The organism is Rothia sp. HMSC072B04 (genome assembly GCF_001813725.1).
GTDB classification, from domain to species: domain Bacteria; phylum Actinomycetota; class Actinomycetes; order Actinomycetales; family Micrococcaceae; genus Rothia; species Rothia mucilaginosa.
The window spans coordinates 1-24273 of sequence record NZ_KV813798.1 but is presented as its reverse complement, the minus strand read 5'-3'; the positions used below and the strand labels follow the sequence as shown (position 1 = coordinate 24273).

General features: G+C 60.6%; 18 protein-coding genes and 1 CRISPR repeat array. Of the genes, 9 read left to right on the top strand and 9 right to left on the bottom strand.

Translation table 11 applies throughout. The features are described from left to right. Window position 1: 1 nt before the first annotated feature. Window positions 2-333: direct repeats of the CRISPR family, unit length 27 nt; unit sequence GCTCATCCCCGCGCATACGGGGAACGC. A 97-nt stretch (window positions 334-430) separates the two neighbouring features. From HMPREF2928_RS03460 to HMPREF2928_RS03440, 5 genes are all read right to left on the bottom strand, one after another. Further along, a complete protein-coding gene (locus HMPREF2928_RS03460; RefSeq protein ID WP_070687379.1) occupies window positions 431-2110 on the bottom strand; it encodes an RNA-guided endonuclease InsQ/TnpB family protein in 1680 nt (559 codons plus the stop codon). 367 nt (window positions 2111-2477) lie between these two features. Further along, window positions 2478-3566 carry a diacylglycerol/lipid kinase family protein gene (locus HMPREF2928_RS03455; protein WP_070687378.1) on the bottom strand — a complete coding sequence of 363 codons (1089 nt, stop codon included), beginning with the start codon at window positions 3564-3566 and terminating at the stop codon, window positions 2478-2480. A 77-nt stretch (window positions 3567-3643) separates the two neighbouring features. After that, on the bottom strand, window positions 3644-4954 hold the full coding sequence (gene serS, locus HMPREF2928_RS03450) for a serine--tRNA ligase (RefSeq protein WP_070687377.1): 1311 nt from the start codon (window positions 4952-4954) through the stop codon (window positions 3644-3646). Between the two features lie 103 nt (window positions 4955-5057). Next, complete coding sequence (gene pheA, locus HMPREF2928_RS03445) at window positions 5058-6005, bottom strand: prephenate dehydratase (RefSeq protein WP_070687376.1); 948 nt, start codon at window positions 6003-6005, stop codon at window positions 5058-5060. Between the two features lie 151 nt (window positions 6006-6156). Further along, entirely contained in the window at window positions 6157-7053 is an 897-nt protein-coding gene (locus tag HMPREF2928_RS03440; protein ID WP_070687375.1) for a spermidine synthase, read from the bottom strand. A 92-nt stretch (window positions 7054-7145) separates the two neighbouring features. Between HMPREF2928_RS03440 and HMPREF2928_RS03435 the strand changes: the two genes are divergently transcribed. Then, a complete protein-coding gene (locus HMPREF2928_RS03435) occupies window positions 7146-7769 on the top strand; it encodes a GNAT family N-acetyltransferase (RefSeq protein ID WP_070687374.1) in 624 nt (207 codons plus the stop codon). Window positions 7770-7961: 192 nt separating this feature from the next. Continuing rightward, a complete protein-coding gene (gene pta, locus HMPREF2928_RS03430; RefSeq protein ID WP_070687373.1) occupies window positions 7962-10052 on the top strand; it encodes a phosphate acetyltransferase in 2091 nt (696 codons plus the stop codon). A 196-nt stretch (window positions 10053-10248) separates the two neighbouring features. Here the strand turns inward: pta and HMPREF2928_RS03425 are convergent, their stop codons facing one another. Further along, on the bottom strand, window positions 10249-10704 hold the full coding sequence (locus HMPREF2928_RS03425; protein ID WP_070687372.1) for a hypothetical protein: 456 nt from the start codon (window positions 10702-10704) through the stop codon (window positions 10249-10251). Between the two features lie 335 nt (window positions 10705-11039). On the opposite strand from HMPREF2928_RS03425, the gene HMPREF2928_RS03420 reads away from it, so the two are divergent. The 7 genes from HMPREF2928_RS03420 to HMPREF2928_RS03390 all read left to right on the top strand — a co-directional run bounded on the left by HMPREF2928_RS03420 (window position 11040) and on the right by HMPREF2928_RS03390 (window position 21064). Next, complete coding sequence (locus tag HMPREF2928_RS03420) at window positions 11040-14267, top strand: DEAD/DEAH box helicase (RefSeq protein ID WP_070687371.1); 3228 nt, start codon at window positions 11040-11042, stop codon at window positions 14265-14267. Between the two features lie 556 nt (window positions 14268-14823). Next, window positions 14824-15534 (top strand): DUF6318 family protein, encoded by a 711-nt coding sequence (locus HMPREF2928_RS03415; RefSeq protein WP_070630081.1) that lies wholly within the window; start codon window positions 14824-14826, stop codon window positions 15532-15534. A 349-nt stretch (window positions 15535-15883) separates the two neighbouring features. Next, entirely contained in the window at window positions 15884-16687 is an 804-nt protein-coding gene (locus HMPREF2928_RS03410; RefSeq protein WP_246822851.1) for a hypothetical protein, read from the top strand. A gap of 533 nt (window positions 16688-17220) precedes the next feature. Continuing rightward, window positions 17221-17658 carry a metal-sensitive transcriptional regulator gene (locus tag HMPREF2928_RS09240; RefSeq protein ID WP_070687370.1) on the top strand — a complete coding sequence of 146 codons (438 nt, stop codon included), beginning with the start codon at window positions 17221-17223 and terminating at the stop codon, window positions 17656-17658. A gap of 63 nt (window positions 17659-17721) precedes the next feature. Then, window positions 17722-17937, top strand: coding sequence for a heavy-metal-associated domain-containing protein (locus tag HMPREF2928_RS03400; protein WP_044150011.1), 216 nt, complete (start codon window positions 17722-17724; stop codon window positions 17935-17937). A gap of 29 nt (window positions 17938-17966) precedes the next feature. Then, window positions 17967-18353, top strand: coding sequence for a hypothetical protein (locus HMPREF2928_RS03395; RefSeq protein ID WP_005504270.1), 387 nt, complete (start codon window positions 17967-17969; stop codon window positions 18351-18353). 191 nt (window positions 18354-18544) lie between these two features. Then, complete coding sequence (locus HMPREF2928_RS03390) at window positions 18545-21064, top strand: heavy metal translocating P-type ATPase (RefSeq protein WP_070687369.1); 2520 nt, start codon at window positions 18545-18547, stop codon at window positions 21062-21064. 256 nt (window positions 21065-21320) lie between these two features. Here the strand turns inward: HMPREF2928_RS03390 and HMPREF2928_RS03385 are convergent, their stop codons facing one another. The 3 genes from HMPREF2928_RS03385 to HMPREF2928_RS08945 form a co-directional block, all read right to left on the bottom strand. Continuing rightward, the gene (locus HMPREF2928_RS03385) at window positions 21321-21977 is read right to left on the bottom strand and encodes an NAD(P)H-dependent oxidoreductase (RefSeq protein ID WP_070687368.1); all 657 of its coding nucleotides are present in this window, start codon (window positions 21975-21977) and stop codon (window positions 21321-21323) included. Window positions 21978-22192: 215 nt separating this feature from the next. After that, window positions 22193-23611 carry an MATE family efflux transporter gene (locus HMPREF2928_RS03380; RefSeq protein WP_083311370.1) on the bottom strand — a complete coding sequence of 473 codons (1419 nt, stop codon included), beginning with the start codon at window positions 23609-23611 and terminating at the stop codon, window positions 22193-22195. A gap of 88 nt (window positions 23612-23699) precedes the next feature. Further along, window positions 23700-24092 (bottom strand): RNA-binding S4 domain-containing protein, encoded by a 393-nt coding sequence (locus HMPREF2928_RS08945; protein ID WP_070633606.1) that lies wholly within the window; start codon window positions 24090-24092, stop codon window positions 23700-23702. Window positions 24093-24273: the final 181 nt, after the last annotated feature.

Genomic DNA, 24273 nt, shown 5'->3' with positions numbered 1-24273 from the left:
GGCTCATCCCCGCGCATACGGGGAACGCCACGACTTCACGCCAGGAGATATTCAGAGCGAGGGCTCATCCCCGCGCATACGGGGAACGCTTGCTTGTGTGCTCACGGCGGGGGTGCTCTGCCGGCTCATCCCCGCGCATACGGGGAACGCGCACCCATTGCACCGTCGATGATTTTCTCCCACGGCTCATCCCCGCGCATACGGGGAACGCATCTACGGACTCGGTATTTTCGGTGCTCATTACGGCTCATCCCCGCGCATACGGGGAACGCTCCTTGATGGAGCGTGTCATTTTGTTTCCTTCGGGCTCATCCCCGCGCATACGGGGAACGCACTTAGCCACAAGGCATGATGCCTAGCAGAAGCCTAAAAAATATTCAGTTTCCACACGTATACATATATAAAGGGGGATGAGTAGACGATTACTCGTCTACGGTGACCCGCCGCCAGTGGCGGCTGGCCTTGACGCATCCAACGCCACATCCCCCAATACCACCGAACCGGCAGCATCAGAGCCTGTAGCTCCGCGTCCGTTTAGACTCTCCCCCATGCCGGGGGCGAGTTGCGCCTCATACATCCGTACAGCCTCCGCACGGATATTACGTGCCGCATTCACGTCACGATCAATCCGCACACCACAGGCTGCGCACTCAAAGACACGCACGCGAAGGTCGAGCTTGGTTTTCGCTCGTGCTCCGCAAGCGCTACACGTCTGAGAGGATGCAAAGAAGCGGTCGATAATCTGTACCTGTGAGCCGTACCAGCTGGCCTTGTATTCCAGCTGACGGCGCAGCGTACTAAAAGCGGCATCCAGAATGGACCGATTAAGCCCAGCCTTCTGGCGCACGTTCTTGCCCGGTGCCTCAACGGTACCGGCAGCTGAAGCGGTCATACCCGCTACAGCCAAGTCTTCAAGCCCGATGAGGGTATACCCGGTGCTCAGGCGCTTAGAGACCTGATGCAAACCCGATTCACGGCGCAAGGCTACCAGGTGGTGGTGCCGTGCAATCTGCTGCACAATACGGGCACGACGGTTAGATCCCTTCTGAGCACGCGAGAGGGCACGTTGCAGACGCACCAGGCGCTTCTCAGCGGCACGTGCCCAGCGAGGGTTCGCCAAGGTAGGAGCACCATCACCGGTGAACTCTAAGGAAGGGTACTGTGCGAAACGCTGCGGTGCCTGCTCGTCAGAGAGCGCAGCAAGGTAGCGCACGCCCAGGTCTACACCGACGGCACCAGCGGCACGCTGCGCACGGGTAGGGGTCGCAGACGGGCGGGTGAGCTCCACGAGGATGGAGACATACCACCGGTTGGCGGCACGAGATACCGTGTAAGAGCGAACCTGAGCGCCAGCACGCACCGCCTTGACGAGGTGACGAGTAGTGTCATGGGTACGGATAACACCCAGGTGCGAGAGGCGCACGTGGCGGTAGTCCTCAATGGTCGGGGTGGTCTTGATACCGCGGCGCTTCAGCTGCGCTTTACGGCGCGCATATTCGGGCTCTCCGCGTAGGTATGCGGTGCCGTAGGCGCCGATAGTCTCCGGTGCAGGGATAGTGAAGGAGTCGCGGCTAGCACCCTTGCGTTTGAAGCGGGGCGTGCCGACAAGTCGGCCAGCACGAGCACCGGTACGGGAGTCGAAGAAATTCTTCCATGCCTTATCGGCAGATTGCAGCCCAGAGACGAGGACTCGGCGGGGGATGGTGTGCATCCACGGCTCGGAGGATCGCTCAGTCTCGGGCCATACGGCGGTAGGGTCGGCACCAGACTCAATCGCCTTACTTGCAGCGCGGTGGCGATTAATTTCAGGGGTCAGGTGCTGGGTTCCGTATGCCGCATAACCAATAGACTTATACGCTGCATCGCTTTTGGCTAATGCCTTGAGCTCAGCCTTAACGGTGGTCTCCTCAGCGCCTGCGTCAATGCGGGTGTGCCAGTAGTCTGCTCGGGCGCGGGACACCTCGAGATTGTGAGCGGTGAGGAGGTTGTAGGCGTAGCGTGCTGCGCCTGCGCATTGTGCCAGGGCAATTTTTTGTGCCTGGGTGGGATCGAGGCGGAATTTATAGGCGCGGAGCGTAGTGTCAGCGTCGGTGCTGATCTTCTTAGCCACGGTGTCTCCTCCTCTACTACAAGCTATTGAGATAACCAGTGTGGACATCTCTCACACCCACAATCATATGGGATACCCCTGACAAGATAAGGGGGTATTTTGGGGTACCCAAGAATATTTTGAAAATAAATTCCCCCACAGCCGTAGAACCGATACATGGGATTCTTGCCGACTCGCAGCGTCTAGAAGCGAGAACTGCACCGGACTGGACGGCGAGAAAAATAGTGTAAAAAATCGCCAATTTTTTCACTATCCCCCTAATTTTCAGAAAATAGTGAAAAAATCGGCGATTTTTTTCATAATCCAGGTCACAAATAGGTGGTTCAGGTGCTAGACAGGATTCCGCCTTACACCTTCACTACGCCCGCTAGAGCACCTCGGGGTGGACCGCCACCTCTACGGCGGCAGGTAGCACGCGCGCACTAATGCGGTGCGCCGACGGCGCCGGGTCACCATCCACCTCAACCGGCTGCGCACCATCCGGGAACTCCAGCACCACCTCAGACCCCACCAAGTGGCGAATCACCGGCAGTTCAATACGCGGCGAACCCAAAATCGTGCGGCGCGTAACCTTCGCCATCAGCAGACCCCACTCCACCAAGTCACGCGGCGACGCCACAATCACCTCAAGATTGCCGTCATTCACATCCGTCATATCCGCCAGGCGAATACCACCCTGCAGGCGGCCACAATTCGCGATCAGCACCGACCGCATCGGCAAAGTACGAGGCTCCCCACCGTCCACGCTAATGCGCACCGGGTGCGACCTGCCCAGCATATGCTTCATGCCGGACTGCACGTACGCAACCCAGCCGAACTTCGCCTTAATATCCTCGTTCGTATCATTCATGACGAGCGCATCAAAGCCGGCACCACTCATCACAAAGAACGTATGTTCGGTTTCTTCGCCGGGGGTGCTCGTCGTCGTCATCTCAATCGCATCAACGGCCTGACCTGCACCGTTGAGCGCAATATTCACGCACGCCGCCACGTCACTCACCGGAATATACAGGTTACGCGCCAGCAGGTTACCGGTACCCATCGGCAGAATACCCAGGCGCGGCTTACGCCCCTCATGATGCGCCAGCGCCGCCGCCACAGCACGCACCGTACCGTCACCACCGGCAGCAATCAGCAGGTCAACACCCTCAGCGATCAGCTCGCGGGCAGCCTCAGAACCGGGCTCGTCCACGCGGGTGGTGCGCACCAGCGCCTGCGGGTGGCCGTTCGCCGCGAGGATACGTTCCAGACTCTCAATTGCCGCCGCAACGCCAGGCTTACTCGGGTTGTACACCACGCCCACGCGCTGCGCCTCACCGGTGGGTAGGGTCGGCAGAACACCGAAGGGTGCGCCCAGTTCGATAGCGCGTCGGCGCGCTTCACGGCGGGCACGAGTGACGGAGGCGGTCAGAGCCGCCGCCGCAGAAACACCAAGGAGTTTACGGTAAAGAGGCATAGTTCTTAGACTACCGGGATACGCAAAAACCCGCCCACCGTTTACGCGGTGAGCGGGTTTTTCAGCTGGTTGTGAGATTACTCAGCAGCTACTGCGGGGATGACCTCAGCGCCACCCATGTACGGGCGCAGTGCCTCCGGGATACGCACAGAACCATCAGCCTGCTGGTGAGTCTCCAGGATGGCAACCACCCAGCGAGTCGTCGCCAGGGTACCGTTCAGGGTCGCTACGGAGCGGGTGCGGCCCTTACGCACGTTGCCTGCCTCATCCACGGTGTCCGGGGTGCGCTCGCGGATGTTCAGGCGGCGCGCCTGGTAGGTGGTGCAGTTCGAGGTGGAGGTCAGCTCACGGTAGGTGCCCTGGGTGGGGACCCACGCCTCGCAGTCGAACTTGCGGGCTGCGGAGGTGCCCAGGTCGCCTGCGGCGGTGTCAATCACGCGGTATGCGAGGCCGCAGCGCTGCAGCATTTCCTCTTCGAGGGACAGCAGCTTCTCGTGCATCTCTTCTGCCTGCTCGACGGGGCAGTAGACGAACATTTCAGCCTTGTTGAACTGGTGCACGCGAATGATGCCGCGGGTGTCCTTACCTGCGGAGCCTGCCTCGCGGCGGTAGCAGGAGGACCAACCCAGGTACTTCTTCGCGCCCTTCTCGAAGTCGAGAATTTCGTCGGTGTGGTAGCCGGCGAGCGCCACCTCGGAGGTGCCGACCAGGTACAGGTCGTCGCGTTCGAGGCGGTAGATTTCGTCGTCGTGCTTGACGTTGAAGCCGGTGCCGTTCATGATTTCGGGGCGTACCAGGGTGGGGGTGGTCATCATGGTGAAGCCCTGCTCGGTTGCGAGGTCGAGCGCCATCCACATGAGTGCCTGCTCCAAGCGTGCTACCTGGCCCTTGAGGAAGTAGAAGCGTGCGCCGGAGACCTTCGCGCCGCGTGCCATGTCGATGCCGTCGACGAGTTCGCCGATTTCGAGGTGGTCGCGCGGTTCGAAGCCTTCGGTGGTGAAGTCGCGGGGGGTGCCAACTTCCTTGACGACTACGTAGTCGTCTTCGCCGCCGACGGGTACGCCGTCGATGATGAGGTTTTCGATGCTGCTGATTAGTTCCTCGTATTCGGCGGTTTTCGCTTCGGAGGCTGCCTTTGCTTCGTTGACGCGGGCTGCGAGTTCCTTCGCCTGTGCGACGAGGGCGGGCTTTTCTTCCTTGGGTGCCTTTGCGACGGTCTTGCCGAAGGCGTTCTGTTCGGCGCGCAGGGTCTCGTATTCGCCGATGAGTGCGCGGCGTGCGGTGTCGGCTTCGAGGATGCGGTCGACGTGGGTTTCGTCCTTGCCGCGTGCTCGCTGGGAGGCGCGGAAGACGTCGGGGTTTTCGCGGAGGAGGTTAATATCAATCACTGTTTTATCCTACCTAATCTTGCGGTGGGTTGTGGGCGGGGTTTGCGCTGGTGGGGCGCGGGTAGGTGCGGGGGTGTCTAGCGGCGGGCGGCTAGTGGTGCCGCTAGTGGCGCTGCAGCTGTGCGGGGCGGCCGTTCGGGAAGAGTGACTCGACCCATTCGTGTGCGGCGTCGAAGGAGCCGTCGGAGTGGATGCTGTCGACTTCGGTGTTTTCGTGGTCGGCGCGCGGGTAGGAGCCGAGGAATTTCAGCGTCGGGGAGACGCGGTGCAGGCCGCGCAGGGCGTCACGCATGCGTGCCTCGTAGATGTGGCCGTCGGCGTCGATGCTGAACGAGTAGGAGCCCATGCCTTCGCCGGTGGGGCGCGATTCGATGCGGGAGAGGTTCACGCCGCGCACGGAGAACTGTTCGAGCAGTTCGAGCAGGGCGCCGGCGCGGTTGGTGGGCAGCGGCACGGTCAGGGTGGTCTTGTCGGAGCCGGTCGGTTCGGGGATGTCGGCGGTGCGGGAGAGCAGCACGAAGCGGGTTACGGCGTTCTTGTTGTCGCCGATATTGTCCTGCAGTACGTGCAGTTCCGGGTGGTAGTTCAGCAGCGCCGGGGAGCAGATTGCCGCATCGTAGGTGCACCCCTCTTCGAGCAGGCCGACAGCCGCCGCCGCGGTGGAGGAGCCGGGCAGGTAGGCGGCGGCAGGTACGTTCTCCTGCGCCCAGCCGCGCACCTGCGCCCAGGCGTGCGAGTGGGTGGAGATGGTCTTGATGTCTTCAATGCTGATGGGCTTCGCGGCGACCAGCACGAAGCGGATCGGTACGAGCACCTCACGGATAATGCGTACACCCTCGCTGGCTGCGATAGCGTCCAGGGTGGCGCTCACGCCGCCCTCCACGGAGTTTTCGATGGGCACCATGGCGGCGTCCGCCTCGCCCGCGTTCAGGCGTGCGAGCGCGTCGGGCACGCTGGTGGCGGGGATGCGTTCGGCATCGGATGCGCCGGGGACGCTCAGCAGGGCGGATTCGGTGAAGGTGCCGGAGGGGCCAAGGTAGGTGTATCGCATGCCACTATAGTAGCGTCTGCTGTGGAGGGGCCGCCGAATTCGGTGATAGGTTACGGTCTTTGGCGGTAGTTAAAAACCCCTACCGAAGTCACTAACCTATGGCCGAAAAACTTAAGTCATTACTGAAAACCCAAGCAACGGCTGAAAACCGTTACCTCACGAACTGGCGCACCCGCGCGGTGTCCCAGTACTGGGCGGGCACGCCTCCACCCATGAGCTCACGGGCGATAGCGGCAGCCTGCACGGAACCAGTCTCGGGCAGGGGCGCGTGGGAGCCAGCAATAATGACGTTGCCGCGGCGGCGGCCCTTCAACATTGCCGAATCCGCCACAATGCACACGTACTCGAACACCTCAAGCAGGGCGGACGCCTCCGCACGGGCACCGGTCAGCGCAGGCCCGTCACCGCAGTTCAGGATGTACAGGCCACCGGGTGCCAGCGACTCGGCGACGGTGCGGGTGAACTCGACGGTGGTGAGCGCCTCGGGCGTGGTGTCCCCGGCGAACACGTCACGGATCAGCACGTCGCGGGATGCGGGCGCGAAGGTCGCGGTGACGGCACCCGCCTCGCCCACGCGAATCTTCACGCGCGGCGCCTTGGGAATGTCGAACCAGGCGCGCACATACTCGGCGAGCTTGGTATCCAGCTCAACAACCGTATTGCGGCTGGTCGGGTACAGGTCAGCGAAATAGCGCGCCATCGAGCACGCGCCGCCACCCAGGTGGGTGATGCGCAGCTTCGCGGCGTCCAGGTGCTCCTCCACGTGCGAGGAGACGACCGCCGCGATCCAGCGCATGTACTCAAAATCCAGCTGGCGGGGCTCACCCACAATCACGTGGGAAGACTGCACACCATTAATGAGTAGCAGCCAGCCGTCGGCATGGTAGCCGTCAGGGACCAGCTCCGCCTCACCCGTAGAAATCGGGTACACGCCAGCGGCGGCACCCTGCACGGGGGTGCTCTCGGTATCGTCGATACGGTTCTTCTGCTGCTTCTGGGCTTTCTGCGCCTTTTGGGACTTCTTGGGTGCCCTGCTCTTTTTCGCCATACCCACTAGACTAGCCGACAGCCCTCACGCCCCTAGCGTACGCACCCGCAAGGAACCGCCTCCACAGCGGCTGGCTGAGTAGACTAGAACCCATGGGATTTGTATGTCAGGGCCGCTACGCGCTCGCACCAATTGAACCGACCGACGCCGAAAAATACGTCAACCTGCAGCTGGACTGCATGGAGCAAACCTACGACCCGATCTACTTCGACACGCTCGGGGAAAGCTTCACCGCCCGCCACCGCGCCGAACGCAACGAATACCTCGAAGACTTCCACCGCCACCTCTCCTCCCCCACCGTGCGCGGCTTCTTCGCCTATGAGGTGCCCGGCTGGACCCCCGAAAGCGGGCTCTCCTGCTCCATCGGCGCACGCATCAACTGGGATAAGCCGGTCGGCCTGGCGCTCTCCCTGTGCGAGCCCTCCTCCTGGGAACTCGAACGCGCCGAGTCCCTCCCCGAACTGCCCGCAGGCACCCGCAAACTCGTGCACCTGTACACCCTCAACCACATGCACGGCACCGGGCTCGGTCAGGCACTCTACGAATCCGTCATCTACCCGGACGAAAACTCCTACCTGTGGGTCATGGCTGAAAACGAACGAGCGCTCTCCTTCTACGAGCGGCTCGGCTACCGCAACGAAGGCGTGTACTTCCAAGCACGCGGCTCCTGGGCCCCCGGGCGCAGCGTCCGATACGCGCGCATCCTCAACCCCTAAACGGCACACCACAACAGGGAAACAGCCCGCCCACATGACGCAGCGCACCGCACACCCTGTTAGGCGCCACCCCCACAACGCCTTAAGATAGAAGAGACCTATAAGCTCGACGCACCCGCGCACAGGAGCACATACACCCCTGCGCAACCGCGGGACCCAGCGCCGAACATCGCATAGAAGGACAGTAAAACAATGACCACCGGTCTTTACCTCTCCGCTATGTCCCAGAACTCGGGCAAGTCCCTCGTAGCCCTGGGTCTAGCAGACTCCCTCATCAAGCGCGCAGACCGCGTCGGCTTCTTCCGCCCCGTCTTCGACGGCGCAACCATCTCCGACGACCCCATGGCACGCCTCATCCGTGAACACTTCGGCCTGACCGAAGAGCAGGTCGGCGGCGCAGTCTCCATGACCGACGCACTCGCACTCATCGCAGACGGCGACACCGAAGAAATCTCCGCACGCGCAGTCTCCGCCTACGAAAAGGTCGCCGCAAACAGCGACGTCGTAATCGTCGACGGCGTCTACCTGCCCGCCAACGCGCTCGCAGTCGAATTCGACCTGAACGTCCAGATTGCACGCGACCTGGGCCTGCCCGTCGTCGCTATCGTCGGCGCACAGGAAGCAACCGTCGAGGAAGCAGTCACCGCCGTTGACGTGGCACGCACCGAGCTGCTCGCCTCCAAGGCAGACCTGCTCGCAATCATCGTCGGCCGTGCAGAACCCGAACTGCGCGACGAGATCGAGAACTCCGTCAAGCGCGGCGACGCAAACCTGCCCGTCTACGTACTGCCCGAAATCCCCGAGCTGAACGCACCCACCGTCGGTGAAGTCGCCGAGGCTCTCAAGCTCGACACCGAAGGCATCAAGGCAGAAGACCTCAGCCGCGACATCCACGGCATCAAGGTCGCAGCAATGAACGTCTCCAACTTCCTCAACCAGTTCGTCGACGGCGACTTCGTCATCGTCCCCGGCGACCGTGCAGACATCGTTGCAGCAACCCTCGCATCCGCACTGGCACCGACCTTCCCGGCACCCTCCGGCGTGCTGCTCACCGGCGGTCTGGACGCACTGCCCGGCAAGAACACCGCAGTCGGCTCCCTCATCGACAACGCACCGTTCCCCGTGCTGTCCACCACCAAGGACACCTTCAAGTCTGCACGCGCAGTCTCCCGCGTCCGCGGCGCCCTCGAAAGCGGCCACCAGCGCAAGCTCGCAGCAGCAATGGGCGGCTGGGACGAGCACGTCAACAAGGACGAACTGCTCGCACGCCTCGAAATTGAGCGCCCCGCATCCATGACCCCGCTGCGCTTCCTGCACAACCTCATCGAGACCGCACGCGCAAACCGCCGCTCCGTGGTCCTGCCCGAGGGTTACGACGTGCGAATCCTGCGTGCATCCGAAATCATTGCACGCCGCGACTTCTGCGACCTGATCCTGCTCGGCAACCCCGCCAAGATCGCAGAGATCTGCCAGGCTGAGGGTATTGAGCTGCCCAGCTCGATCCGCATCATCGACATCGAGAACAATGAGTACTCCGAGGACTTCGCAGCAACCTACGCTGAGCTGCGTGCACACAAGGGCGTCACCATTGAGGCTGCCCGCGAGCGCATGACCGACCCCTCGTACTTCGGCACCATGCTCGTTTACAAGGGCATCGCCGACGGCATGGTTTCCGGTGCTGTGAACACCACCGCGAACACCATCCGCCCCTCGCTCGAGTTCATCAAGACCCGCCCCGGCACCAAGATCGTCTCCTCCGTCTTCCTCATGCTGATGGAAGACCGCGTTCTGGTCTACGGCGACTGCGCAGTGAACCCGAACCCCAACGCAGAGCAGCTCGCCGACATTGCGAAGGCATCCGCGGAGACTGCACGCCAGTTCGGTGTGGAGCCGAAGGTTGCTATGCTGTCCTACTCGACCGGCACCTCCGGCGCTGGCGCAGATGTGGACGTTGTGCGTGAGGCAACCGAGCTCGTGCGCGCATCGAACCCCGACTTCGCGGTCGAGGGCCCGATCCAGTACGACGCTGCATCGAACATGTCCATTGCGTCGACCAAGCTGCCCGGCAGCGAGGTTGCCGGTCAGGCTACCGTGTTCGTCTTCCCCGACCTGAACACCGGTAACAACACCTACAAGGCTGTTCAGCAGTCTTCGGGTGCTGCCGCTGTGGGCCCGGTTCTGCAGGGTCTGCGTAAGCCCGTGAACGACCTGTCGCGCGGTACCACCGTTGAGGACATCATCAACACCGTTGCGATCACCGCAATTCAGGCACAGAGCCTGTAAGCCGGTTTTTGACCGCTGAATGAGGCCGCCCCGGCCACTGCACCCCGTGTGGGTGCGGTGGACGGGGCGGTTTATTGTATTGACTTTTACTTTTAATGCGCCGAGAAGCCACATGTGTTTCGAAAAGCAACATGTTACGTGGCTTCTCGAAACACATGTGGCTTTTCGAGGAGGGGTTTTGGTGCCACTCCCCCGGTTAGGCTTTGGGGGTACGGCGGTCGGGATTTGCTCGGTCAAGACGCACATAGTTAATCACGCCAAGACCAGCCATGCCCACGGCGGTCAGAACCGGGCCGAGGGCGGGCGGGAAGAGCCAGGTGAGCCCCGCCTCCACGGTGTAGGCGATGAGGCGGCAGATAAGGTAGGTGCACACCGCCACGAAGAGGGCGTAGGCGACGATGATGCCGACCGGGCGGGGCTCGTAGCCTTCTCGCCGGGCGCGCAGAGCGGCACCCAGGGCATTACCCAGATACAGGGCGAGAGCACCGACGACGACCGCGGCGGTGAGGGCACCGTCGAGGAGCGTGCGCGGGGTCAACGGTGCGGTGCCTGCCTCAGAGAAGAGGTTGAGGATGCGCACCGCGGCGTAGGCGTAGCAGAAGATGACTGCCGCGCGGATGGTGAGGGGTAGGTTAGTCCAGAAGGTTTTCATGCGGCCCCTTTCGAGGTGGAGGGCGGGCTTCTGTCTGAGTGTTACCCCAAGGATACCTAAGAACGCCGGTGTGTGATGCGAATCAATAGCGTTTTGACTGGTGCGTTCTGCGTGCGGGGCGGGTGTTTGGTGCGCCGAGTTTAATCGCCGAGAAGCCACATGTGTTTCGAAAAGCAACATGTTACGTGGCTTCTCGAAACACATGTGGCTTTTCGAGGAAGGATGTATGCAGGAGCCGCCAAGATTTTTGTAATTACAGGATTCCACCACCCCTACCCCGTGAGCCGGTGACCACCCAAGCAGCGGCAAACCGCCCGGGCTGCTAGGCTGCTGCTATGACCACGACTGACGAAACTCTCCCCCTGGGACTGTACGAACACCTCAAGAGTGCATCGCTTATGGGCCGCACCATCCCCGAAGGCGCACAATGGCAGGAAGAAATCCTCCAAAAGGACGACTACAACATCCCCGAACTGCTCACCCAGTTCTTCGCCACCCAGCTGGCCCCCGCCCTCGAAAGCCTCAAAACCCCCGCAGACCAGGTGGAACTCATCAACCGAATGATGGAGCTCCTGCCGCAGGATGCCGAAGAGCAGAACGATTCGTTGCTGACCGATGACGACAGCAACGTAATTCAGATGCGCGAGCTCACCCTCACTGACGCAAAAACTACGCGCCCCGATATTCCTCTGAGCGACGTTGCTCTGATGACGAATACTTCTAAAGACCTGAATCTCAATACTGAAATTCAGAAAGAATTAGAAAGCGCGGACCGTGTAGATTTGCTCTGTTCTTTTCTTAAAATGTCCGGCGTTAATAGTTTGAGTGAGCAGCTTAAAGCTATTAAAAATCGCGGTATCCCTTTCCGCATTATTACCACCACTTACATGGGCGCAACCGACCGAAAGGCTATCGACCGCCTCGTTGAAGAGTACGGTGCCGAGGTGAAAATCAGCTACCAGGGTGACAGCACCCGCCTGCACGCGAAGGCCTGGCTGTTCCACCGCAATACCGGCATGTCCACCGGCTATGTGGGCAGCTCGAACCTGTCCAGTGCCGCACTCACCGACGGCCTGGAGTGGAATGTTCGCATCTCTAACCCGATTACACCCGGCCTGATCCGCCAGTTTGAAGGCCTGTTTGAAAGCTACTGGAAGAGCGGTGATTTCACCTCTTACACCGCCTCTGACAAGGAGAAGCAGGAGCTCGATACCGCCCTAGCCAAGGCCGATATTACCGGCCGTAAGAGCAAGGGCCTGGAGTACGATATCGACTCGTCCCTGCTGGATGTGCATCCGTTCCCGCATCAGGTGCGCATGCTCGAAGAAATGCAGAACGCTCGTTCTAAGGGTCGTCACCGCAACCTCGCCGTGGCCGCAACGGGCACCGGCAAAACCGTGTTCTCCGCCCTCGACTACAGGCGCCTCTGCGAGCAGTCCGGCAAAAAGCTGAAGCTGCTTTTCATTGCACACCGAAAAGAAATCCTTGACCAGGCGCGCCGCACTTTCGGCGACGTCATGCTTAAAGGTAATTTCGGTGAGCTACTGACCGGCGGTAAAAAGCCTGAATATAACGAGGCTGTTTTTGCGACCATTCAAACGTTGTCGGGTGCCGCCCTCGAAAATTATGCACCGAACTATTTCGATGTCATCGTCATGGACGAATGCCACCATATTAAGGCCGCCAGCTGGGACAAAGTCTTCAACTATTTTGAACCCCGCGAATTTATTGGCCTGACCGCAACCCCTGAGCGAGAAGACGGGGTGAACATTGCTGACAAGTACTTTGACGGCTACGTGGCAACTTCCATCCGCCTGTGGGACGCACTCGAAGACCACCTCCTCGTACCCTTCCAGTACTTCGGTATTGCCGACGGCACCGACCTGCGCCGCGTCAACGTTCGAAGCGGCCAATACGACGAAAACGCCCTTGAGAACCTGTACACCAAGGACGAGGCCGAACGCCGCCTGCGCATCATCGTGGAGGAGCTACGCGAGAAGGTTGACAACCCCCTGCGCATGAAGGCACTCGGGTTCTGCGTGAGCGTGAAACACGCCAAATACATGGCCCAAAAATTCAACGAAGTAGGAATCCCGGCAGACTGCTTGGTGGGTACGGATTCCGCCGAGCGCCGCGCCGAGGTCATGAAAAACCTTGCAGACGAAGCGCACGAGCTGACCACGATCTTCACCGTGGACCTATTCAACGAGGGCGTCGACATTCCGAGCGTCGACACCCTCCTGATGCTGCGCCCCACCCAGTCGCTCACCCTCTTCCTGCAGCAGCTGGGCCGCGGTCTGCGCCGTGCACCGTTGAAGTCTGTTCTGACGGTCCTCGACTTCGTGGGACACCAGAACAAGAACTTCATGATTCACAGCAAGTACCGCGCCTTTGCACGACAGGGTACCCTGACCGAGCAGGACATTGAGAGCCCTGAACTGCCGGCCGGCTGCCACTTCCACCTGGACGAGCTGACTCAGAAGCAGGTCATCAAGAAGATTCGCGAGTCCCTACGCATGAACCAGAACGCCCTCATCGACACCGCAAAGAGCTACCTGGAAGACATGCGCCGAAACTCCACGGAACCCGATATTCGCCCCACCGTCATCGACTTCATCAACCGCTACGGGTTGGGACTGCCGCAGATTTACGGCCGTAGCAGCAAGGTGCCCCTGCCCGGTGTTGCTAAGCCCGTTGCAACGACCTGGACCAGCCTCCAGGCCGCGAGTGGACTGTACCCCGACCTGGTGGTTCCCTTCCAGGACAACGTGGCCGTCGAGACGAATAAGCGCGTCAAGGCACTCACACACGTGCACGACACGTTCCGCATTAACGCATACCTGGAGCTACTGAACACCGACATCCTGGAACAGGACATGACCGAAGAACAGCGCCGCCACGCATGGATGCTCCTGTTCTCCATCTGGCCAAAGGCCAAGTGGGACGGGTCCTCTGAGAAGTTCAGCCTCGACGAGGGCCTGGCAACTCTGCGCAAGAACCGCGGCATGTTGCAGGAGATGGAGAGCGTCTGGAACTTCAACGCCGGTACGGATACCACCTCCACCCTGCCGCTCTTTGAGGGTGAAGGCGTCCCCCTGCGCACTCACGCCTACTACTCTCGCGAGGAGTTGTTTGCTGGTCTGGGTGGTCAGGAGGAGAACTTCAAGGTACCCGGCGGCGTGGTCAACGGTGTTGTGCCCTTCGACCCGACGAATACCACCGCGCTACTGGTGACGTTGGAAAAGTCTGAAAAGCACTTCTCCCCGGCCACCATGTATAAGGACTACGCCATCAGCACTGACGAGTTCGCGTGGGATTCGCAGAGCGCGACAACCCCCGAAAGTCAGCTTGGTCAGCTCTTCCAACACCACGAGGAGCGAGGCCGACGCATCGTGCTCTTCGCCCGCCAGCACAGGGAGAATAGGCTCGGCCCCGAACCCTACATGTGCCTGGGCACCGTGAAATACATTTCTCATGAGGGCTCCAAGCCGATGCATATTCGCTGGTCGTTGGACCGACCGATGCCGGCGTCCATGTTCCAGATCGCGAAGATTGCCTCGTAGGTCATAAATAACCGCAGCAGGCGGCCCCGGATACATGTGTGCGTCCGGGGCCGCCTGCTTTTTAGACCGAGGTTTTCGATAGGTTAGTGTCTTCGCCGTGGGTCTTTAACCCGCAGTGAAGACACTAACCTATCGACGAAAAGGCAAGGCATAACCCATAACCAGCTCTCGCCTACCTGGCGCAGCCGGAGATTCGGTCATGGGTTACGGATTTGTGCCATAGGCTAGTGTCTTTGGTCGTAGTTAAAAACCATGGTCAAAGACGCTAAACCATGACACAAATTCTGCTGAGGCGGCACCTCCACAAGTGCAGATTATTTGATGCATAAAGCATTGAGGTGTTCGTATGGTGATGTTTAGTCGCTGTTGTACCCAAAAGAATGCAAACGACGGCAAACATGCGGTAGGGTGGATATTGTAGTGTTCTATAGCGCATTGATGCGATTGCTGGATGCACTATAGGGTTGTTTTTCTTCCGGTGGTCAATGTGACCTGTGAATAACGGCCCGACATGCACATATATCACACTGTCACCGACGATAGGAGCGTATCTTCTATGGATTCGACCATTTTCAATCGCCGTACCCTGTTGGGCAGCGGCGCACTTGTGGGCCTTGGTGCCCTGCTTGCGGCGTGTGGCCAGCAGGCAAATAGCGAGGCGGCAGCCACCGCATCCGTCGTGCCGAGTGAAACTGCCTCGGCATCTGCGGCGGCATCTGAGTCGCCTTCGGCAAGCGCAACCCCGTCTACTGTTCGAGGCTACTCGGGCGGCTCGAAGGCACCGGATGGTGAGTACCGCCCTGCGGACGGCAAGGGCCCTGCTCAGAACGTGCCGAAGCCTAACGCCCCTGAAGAGGGCTATCGTGAGAAGTCTATTGAAGGTATCCGTAAGACGATGGATGCTTGGGTGAAATGGACTAATTACGGAATTCAAGTAGGCGATTTTACGGAATCCCGAAAATACATTTCCAGTAATTTTGAAAGTGAACTTAAGGGATATAAGAGCTTTGAGGACTTGTATAAGCGCGGCGGGTGGATTATTGATGGCATTGACAACTATGTTGCTGATGGAAATCCGTGGTCTGAGGATGGGGAAACCTATTTTTGGAAGGCATATCGCGAGTGGAATTATATAACTCTTGTGGAGCCTACCGGAGAATGGCACCGAAACCGAAATATCCAGAAGGATAATGACACCTGGAAATTTGAGTTTAAGTATTCTGATTCTTCATGGAAAATTATCGGTTACGAACAGGTAGAAGACTAAAATAATGAAAAAAATAATAAAATGCAGTGGGATTTTTTCTCTATCTTGCATTCTAGGATTTTGCGGTACCACTAACGTTGATGCATACGTTATTACTGCGCCTTGTTCTGACACATCAGCTAAAGTTTGCCAAATCGAAGTTGAAACAACTACTTCGCGAGGCAGTCAAGATGGTTACGATGAGAAAAATACAGGTGCAGATAATGCCAACCAGGAAATTCAGCAACAATATACTTATTCCACGGTAAATCAGGGAAACGGCGTAAAAGTTACCTACGCCAACGAAAATCCCAATATTATGTCATGCACAACCAAAGACGGAAGAATAGGAACATTCAAGTTCACAAATATGTCGCTTGAATCTGGCATTCCTGTAGATCACGGAAGTCCCCGAAGCCCTTCCTCTGCTAGTTGCATCCCGAACAATACCCGCACCCTCACCAGTGCCGACAGCCCCGGCCCCACCGGCCCGACCTACGAAGAAGTTATGACGGAAATTCGCCATGCTGCAGAGTCCCTAGAGCCGGGCAAGCCAACCCTGCACCAGTCCTATAACAATCCCGCAGGCACTGGCCGAGCAGAAGGCGACCCCAACGTCTACAAGGGCGACCAGATCAACTTCTACGTCGATGACGGAGGACCCTACCGCCTCGAAGCAGACATGCTCGCCGGACACGTCGAAATTGAGCTCATGCCCTCCTCCTATGTCATCGAGTACGGCAACGGCGATACTGCCACCAACTACACCGCGGGCAAACCGGTCACCACCTACCCTCGTGAGCGTCCGCGTCAAACGGATACCAGCTACGCTTACCAGCGTTCCGGTAACTTCCACGCGTACGCGACCGTGCATTACACGGCTCGTTTCCGCGTGGATGGTGGCCCGTGGCAGATGATGGAGGTGACTCCGCAGGCGACCAGTGATCCGTTGCTGGTGCGTGTCTGGTGGGTTGATGTGGGCCGCGTGGCGGGTGACTGCAGCTACGACGACACTCGCTGGGGCTGCAAGAACGACCCAACGATGGGCAAGAAGGATAACCCGAACCCGCGCCTACGCAAGGCCGATATTCGTACCGGTCAGCGCTGGCATCTGAACGACAATGGCGACGGGGACACGGAATATTCGCTACACCGTGACTGGCCCGATATGTAAACCAGTTCTGACCCAATATATAGATAACCGCAGCAGACGGCCCCGAATGTTTGAACATTCAGGGCCGTCTGCTTTTTATGTGTCTAAAATTTCGACCATAGGTTAGTGTCTTTGGTCGTAGTTAAAAACCATGGCAGAAGACGCTAAACCATGGCACAAATTCGCAGAGGCAGCGCCTCCACACGGGTAAAAATTCGGTCATGACGTAGCAATTTCAGTCATGACTTAGCGTCTTTGGTAATAGTTAAAACCCCAGCCTGAAGTCACTAACCCGCCACCAAAAAAGCTAAACCATAACCGGCTCCTGACTACCTCCTACCTGGCGCATCCGGGGCCGCCTGCTTTTTAGACCGAGGTTTTCGATAGGTTAGTGTCTTCGCCGTGGGTCTTTAACCCGCAGTGAAGACACTAACCTATCGAAAGGGCCGTAACCTATCGAAGAATCCCCCTATCGACAAGCCCCCGCACCCATACCGCGTAACAATCCGTAACACCCCCTTGCGGTATACCCCCCTAGGGTATACAATGGAGTCATGGAAACCACTAGCAACCAGTGCTGCCACAGCACATCCGCCCAGGTCAGCACCACATCCGGCGCCCCCACTGAAAAACCCATTGAGGAGCCCACCGAGGCGCACACCGGCGTATGCTGCAACGGCGAGGCGCCCGAAACCCAGTACGGTTACGCCTCCAACAAAGAGGCGCACCTCAAGCGCCTGCGCCGCATCGAAGGACAGGTCCGCGGCATCGCCCGCATGGTCGACGAAGACAAGTACTGCATCGACATCCTCACCCAGGTTGCCGCGGTCTCCAAGGCGCTCCACGCCGTCTCCCTGAACCTGCTCGAAGAGCACATCGGCCACTGCGTGACCGGAGCCGCCGTCGAATCCGAACGCACCGGCGACCCGACCATCGCAGAGGCCAAGGTCAAAGAGGCAACCGCCGCGATCTCCCGCCTCATGCGCAGCTAAACGCCCCGCACCTAAACACCAGGCGGACCCAAGTTTTCAACCCATTACCGAAAGGAAATCATCATGAGCACCACCACCGTTAAGGCAACCGGCCTGACCTGCAACCACTGCGCTATGAGCGTCAGCGAAGAGGTCAGCGAAGTTCCCGGCGTGACCGGCGTGACCGTGGACGTCGTCAAGGACGGCGTCTCCACCGTGACCATTGAGCACGAGGGCACCCTCAACACCCAGGCTGTTGCAGACGCTATCGTAGAGGCTGGCTTCACCCCCGCCGTCTAGCGCGACTGCCGGCTCGATTAGGAGTCATCATGGCTTACCCTCCGCAGTACATTGCGATGGTTGTTGGCGCGGTCCGCACCCTTGTCGGCACCGAAAACATGCACCTGCGCGACGCGATCACCCGCGTGGCCAGGCAGATGAATCTGGATGCGGCGCTGGTCGATTCGTGGGTGAAGCAGAGCCCCGAATATACGGCGCGTGAGGATGCGCCCGGCGCCGCGCGACGCAGCGGCACGAGCGCGAATAAGCGTTCCGCCGAGCACGAGCAGGGCGTGAAAGCGCGCGAGAAGGCGAACGCTTCGCCGTTCCCGCGGGCTGCCGTGAAGCGTGCCTACGGTGTGTCTGATCGCGGCGCGAAGGTGACCGGTATTCGTCCGCATACGAGCAGGCCGGATGGGCTGCCCGGCGACCACTGAGCCGCCGCAGCTTTACTCTCGCCGCCGCGTTTACAGCCTCGCAGTTTTACCCGCAGCTTTCGCCCGCGCGCGCTCGACGCTGCACCCCTGATACTGCACCAAACACCGCCCGGGGCGGGGTCCTTCGGGGCCCCTCCCCCGGCTTGGTGTGTACCTTTTTCTACCCTCCCGTTTTTGAGTTTTGAGGAAGTATTGTGTCTTCTACACAGCCTTCACTAACCACCCGTGAGCCCTCGTTACAGAGTGAGCGCTCTCTTTTTAATTCCGCCGGAACGACCGTAAAATCAACGGAGTCAACCCGAATCATCCACGTGGATATTCAGGGTATGACCTGCGCATCCTGCGTGGGTCGCGTGGAGCGTAAGCTCCGCAAAATCCCCGGCGTTGACCCGGCGGTGAACCTGCCACTGGAGTCGGCGCGCGTCATCGTACCCGAGGGTGTGAGCGACGAGCAGATCGTTGAGACCATCAACAATGCCGGCTACACGGCGCACCTCAAGAACGGGCCACGCGCGGGCGCTGGAACGAACGCGAGCGCATCCGGCGGCGGCAACCAGCACAGCACCCCGAGCATGAACGGCGGCTTCACTGACCGCATTATTTATGCGGCGATTTTGGGTGTGCCGATTTTCTTGATTTCGATGTTCCCGTCGTTCCAGTTCCCGAATTGGGGTTGGGTTGTGGCGGTTCTGACTGCGCCGGTCGCGTTTTGGTGTGCTGCGCCGTTCCATCGTGCGGCGCTCATTAATGCGCGTCATGGCTCGTCCACGATGGATACGCTCGTGTCTCTCGGTGTGGTCGTGGCGTATTTCTATTCGCTGGCACAGCTGCTCATGAACCCGGCGTTGACGGCGCATGCGCATCATACGGGCGGTAGTTTCTGGTCGATGTTTACCGGCAACCATGCGCCGCTGTATTTTGATTCGGCGTCCATGGTGACGCTGTTCCTGCTGATTGGTCGCGCGATTGAGCACCGTACTCGCAATCGTTCTTCGGAGGCGCTGCGCACCCTGCTGAGCATGGGCGCGAAAGAGGCGACTCTGCTGCGCACCGACAAGCAGGGCGTGACCAAGCAGGTGCAGGTTCCGGTGGAGGATCTCATGCCGGACGACCTGTTCCTGGTGCGCCCGGGCGAGAAGATTGCCACGGATGGTGTAGTGGTTGAGGGGTCGTCGGCGGTGGATGCGTCCCTGCTGACGGGTGAGTCTGTGCCGGTGGAGGTGCATCCGGGTGATGCGGTCACGGGTGCGACGGTGAATACGTCTGGTTCGTTGACGGTGCGCGCCACCCGTGTGGGCACTGAGACGACCTTGGCGAAGATGGGTGAGCTGGTGGCGAGCGCGCAGGAGACGAAGGCTCCTATTGCTCGCCTGGCGGACCGTGTTTCTGCGGTGTTTGTGCCGGTGATTTTGACGATTTCGGCGCTGACTCTGATCGGCTGGTGGCTGATTTCCGGTGACGGTGCGGCGGCGTTCAACGCGGCGGTGTCGGTGCTGGTGGTGGCGTGCCCGTGCGCCCTGGGCTTGGCGACTCCGACGGCTCTGCTGGCGGGTACGGGTCGCGGCTGGCAGTTGGGCATTTTGATTCGTAATGCTCAGGTGCTGGAGGCGACGAGCACGGTTGATCGCGTGGTGCTGGATAAGACCGGTACCGTGACGACCGGCGAGATGTCCGTGGCGTTCTACGGCACCTTTGGTGACTACGAGTCGGCGGGTGACCTGGCCGGTATTTCGCCGGATTCCGCCGGTTCCAAGAACGAGCGTTCCCTGTCTGTTCTGCGTGATGCAGCCGCCGTGGAGGCGCTGAGCGAGCACCCGATTGCCCGCGCAATTGCCGGTTTTGCCCGCGAACAGGGCGTACTTGCTGAGGGCGCATCGGCACCGAGCGTGAGCGACTTCGAGGGTGTCCCCGGAGGCGTGCGCGGCGTACTGAGCGGTGCGGGTGAAGGTGCCGAGAGCGGCGCCTCCCGGCTGGTTGTGGTGGGTACTCCCGAGTACCTGCAGGCGGCGGGTGCGCAGCTGAGCGAGGCTCAGTTGGCTCTGCTGGATCAGGCTCGCCGGGCGGGTCTAACGACGGTGGTTGTCGCCCGCGGCGAGGCCCCTGACGAGGCCCCGAATGAGGCCCCGAGCAGCACCTCCGCTCTGCAACCGATCGGCATGATTTCGGTTGCTGACACCCCCAAGCCGGAGGCGGCAGAGACCATGGCGCAGCTGCGTGAGCTCGGCATGGAGCCGATCCTGCTCACCGGTGACGCCCCGCAGGTTGCGCAGGCGATCGCCTCGCAGGTCGGTATTTCGGCTGAGAACGTGTACGCTGGCGTGACCCCCGAGGGTAAGTCGCAGGTGGTGCGCCAGCTGCAGGAGGACGGTCACCGCGTGGCGATGGTCGGCGACGGCGTGAATGACGCCCCGGCGCTGGCTCTTGCTGAGCTGGGCATTGCGATGGGTTCGGGCACGGACGTTGCCGCGGAGGCCGCCGATATTGTGCTGACCCGTTCGGATGTTGCTTCGGTGGTGACGGCACTGCGTCTCTCCCGCGCTACGCTGCGCACCATTAAGTCGAACCTGTTCTGGGCGTTCGCCTACAATTCGGTGGCTGTTCCGGTTGCCGTGGCGGGCCTGCTGAACCCGATGATTGCGGGTGCGGCAATGGCGTTTAGTTCGGTGTTTGTGGTGCTGAATTCTATGCGTCTGACGGCGTTTAGGAAGTAGCGCTCTGCCGTTATACAGAATGAATCGCTGCGCGCGATTTCAAACGAAAATTTCAAAAGCATATCTCACCGTGCTTTTTGCACGGTAAAAGATATAAAGAAATGCACCGCCCGTGTAAAGGCGGTGCATTTCTTTATATTTAGTTTTCACGGGCGGCGGCTTGAACGTCTAACTTGAACACCTAGCTTGAGCATCCAGCACAAACATCTAGCGCAAACGCCCCACCCGATAGCCCGAGCTAACAGCCCGGCAGAACCTAGGCCCAGGTGACCAGGTCCTCGATGGGGCGGCGGCTCTTCGGCGCGATCTCGCGGGCGCGATAACCGAAGGTCACAGCCACGGACACACCGAACTCTTCCGGGTCGAACAGCCCAGCAGAGGCGAGCAGCTCGTTCACCGCATCGTAGTTCATACCCTCGATGGGGCAGGAGTCGATGCCGAGCATAGCGGCGCCGGTCATCATGTTGCCCAGGGCGATGTAGGTCTGCTTGGACGCCCAGTCGAAGAGCGCGCGGTCGCTTTCCAGGACCTTCATGTCGTTCTTCTGGAAGCTGCCGTAGCGTTCGAGTGCGGCCTCCATCTGCTCCTCGGTGAGGTTGCGGCCTTCGAGGGTGCGGCGCATCCACGGGGTGTCGTAGCGCAGGCCCTTCTTCGCCAGCAGTACGACCAGGTGGCTTGCGTCGTCGAGGGCGCCCACCATGCCCCAGGCGATCGGCTTGAGCTTTTCGCGCAGTTCGGGGTCCTGGATGACCAGGAACTTCCACGGCTCGGTGCCGACGGAGCTGGGCGACAGGCGCGCAAATTCGAGGATTGCGGCGAAGTCTTCGTCGCTGACGCGGCGGTCGGGGTCGTAGGCGCGGGTTGCGCGGCGGCGGGCGAAAATTTCGAGGGCTTCTTCGCGGGTTACGGTCACGGTTTCATCCTTTGCATGAGGGTTTCAATACCCTGTCATGCTACACCTGCGGAGGGTGCTGGCGGTACGAAATGTGGCGAGTTACGCCCGCAGGAAATACGCCGCGAGAGCGCGAAGTACCGCCACAAAACGCCCAGTCCAGCCGCCCCGGCGCACACCCAAAGTTCCCCGGAGAAGCACCTCCAGAGCCCCCTACAAGTCCCTCTGCGAAGCCCCTACTCGGCACCGGCTTTCATCCACACATCCGAGCGGGCGCGGCGACCGAAAATGACCGCGCGGATTCCTTGGAAGTACAGAATATACGCCGCCCACAAGCCGCAATACCCGGCGAGCGCATCCATGGTGCCGTTGCCGACCGCCCAGTGCAGGCCGAGCATGACCGGCACGTACATGACGAGCATGATGAAGCAGCCAATTGCCAGGTATTTCACGTCCTGCGCGCCCATGAGGATGCCGTCCAGGGTGAACACGTACGCGGCGATGGGCTGGCCGAGGGCAATGATGACGGTGGCGATGGTGAAGAGGAACGCCACCTGCGCGTCCTGCGTGAAAATCCAGGAGCCGAAGAAGCCAATGAGCGGGCAAATCAGGCCGGTGATGACGCCGTAGATGAGGCTCATGCGCAGCAGCCGGTTTTTCAGCTGGCGCACCTTCGCACGTTCGGATTCTACGTTGAGGTCGCGTTCGCCGAGTTCCTTGCCGAGTAGCGCCTGGGCGGCGATGGCGAGGGAGTCCAGGGCGTAGAGGAAGAGGTTAAATACGCCCATGCCGAGCTGGTAGGCGGCGGTGTGTTCGGTGCCGAATCGTGCCACGACGAACACGGTCAGCAGGGAGGCGATGCGCATGGACAGGGTGCGCAGCATGAGCCAGGAGCCGAGCGACAGCACCGAGCGCATGCCGGCTACGTCGGGTGCCCAGCGGACGGCGTGTTCGCGGGTGCCACGCATCATGACCACGCCGAGGGCGGTAGCCATGCCCCACTGGGTGAGGGAGGTACCGGTTGCCGAACCGGCAACGCCCCAGCCGACCGGGTAGATGAGCAGCCAGTTCAGCACAATGTTCACGAGCGTGCCGACGGTGGCGACTTTGAGCGGGGTGACGGTGTCTTGCAGCCCGCGGAGCGTGCCGACCTGCGCGAGGATAATCATCATCGGCGGAATACCCCAGAGCGAATGGTGCAGGTAGTCGAGGGCGTAGCTCATGGTTTCGTCGGTCGCGCCGAGGCCGCGCAGTAGCGGGTCTGCGAAGGCGTATCCGGCGATCATGAGGAGCATGCCGAGGCCGAAGGCGACCCACACGCCGTCCACGCCGATCTGCCAGGAGCGGCGCAGGTTCTTCTCGCCGAAGGCGCGCGCCACGGCGGGCGTGACGGAGTAGGCGAGGAAGTTCATGAGGCCCACGACCGTGGTGACGAGCGTGGCGGCGATGCTCATGCCCGCGAGTTCTGCCTTGCCGAGTTGGCCGATGAGGGCGGAGTCGGTGAGCACGAAGATGGGTTCGGCGATGAGCGCACCGAAGGCGGGTACGGCGAGCGCGAGGATGCGCCGGTTCAGCGAAGGCTCGGCGGTGTTGGCGCCAGCATTGGCGCTGGGGCTCGCGGCAGGCGCGTTGTTCGGGTGCTTCTGTGTGCTCATCCTTCTAGGCTACTCCCCGCCGCCGCGGCGGGTGCCTGCGCGCGGGGCGGGGTGCACTCTGCGAGATAGGCGTGCGAGACGGGCGCTGTTAGGCGCCTCGGCCGCGCAGTTCGTCGAGGGCGCGGCGTTCCTTCTTGGTGGGGCGGCCGCTGCCTCGTTCGCGTTTGGCGACCGGGGGCATGGAGAGGTAGGCGGGGCGCGGGCCGGAGAGGTCTTCGTAGCAGGTGACGGCGATGGGTGCGCCTACGCGTTTGACGAGGAGTTTTTCGACTTTGAAGACGCGTTCCCAGCCGGGGTAGCGCACGCGCACCACGTCGCCTTTTTTGAGTTTTTGGGAGGGTTTGGCGGGGGCGTCGTTGACGCGCACGTGGCCGCCTTTACATTCGTCGGCGGCGAGGGAGCGGGTTTTAAAGATGCGCACTGACCAGAGCCAGAGGTCGAGCCTGGCGCTGGTTAGTGTGGTGGTGTCTTCTGCGGTCATGTGTTCATTGTGGCGCGCGGCGGGCGGGGCACCAAATCTGGTGCGCCCGCCTGCCCGTCCTGCGTCTTCACCGTGTCTATCGGCAGAGTTCATATAAGGGTTATTCCTGAGACGGTTATACCTCCACCGTTGCGGCGCGGTACTCGTTGATGGTTCAGTCAATCCCATCAGCGACTACAAG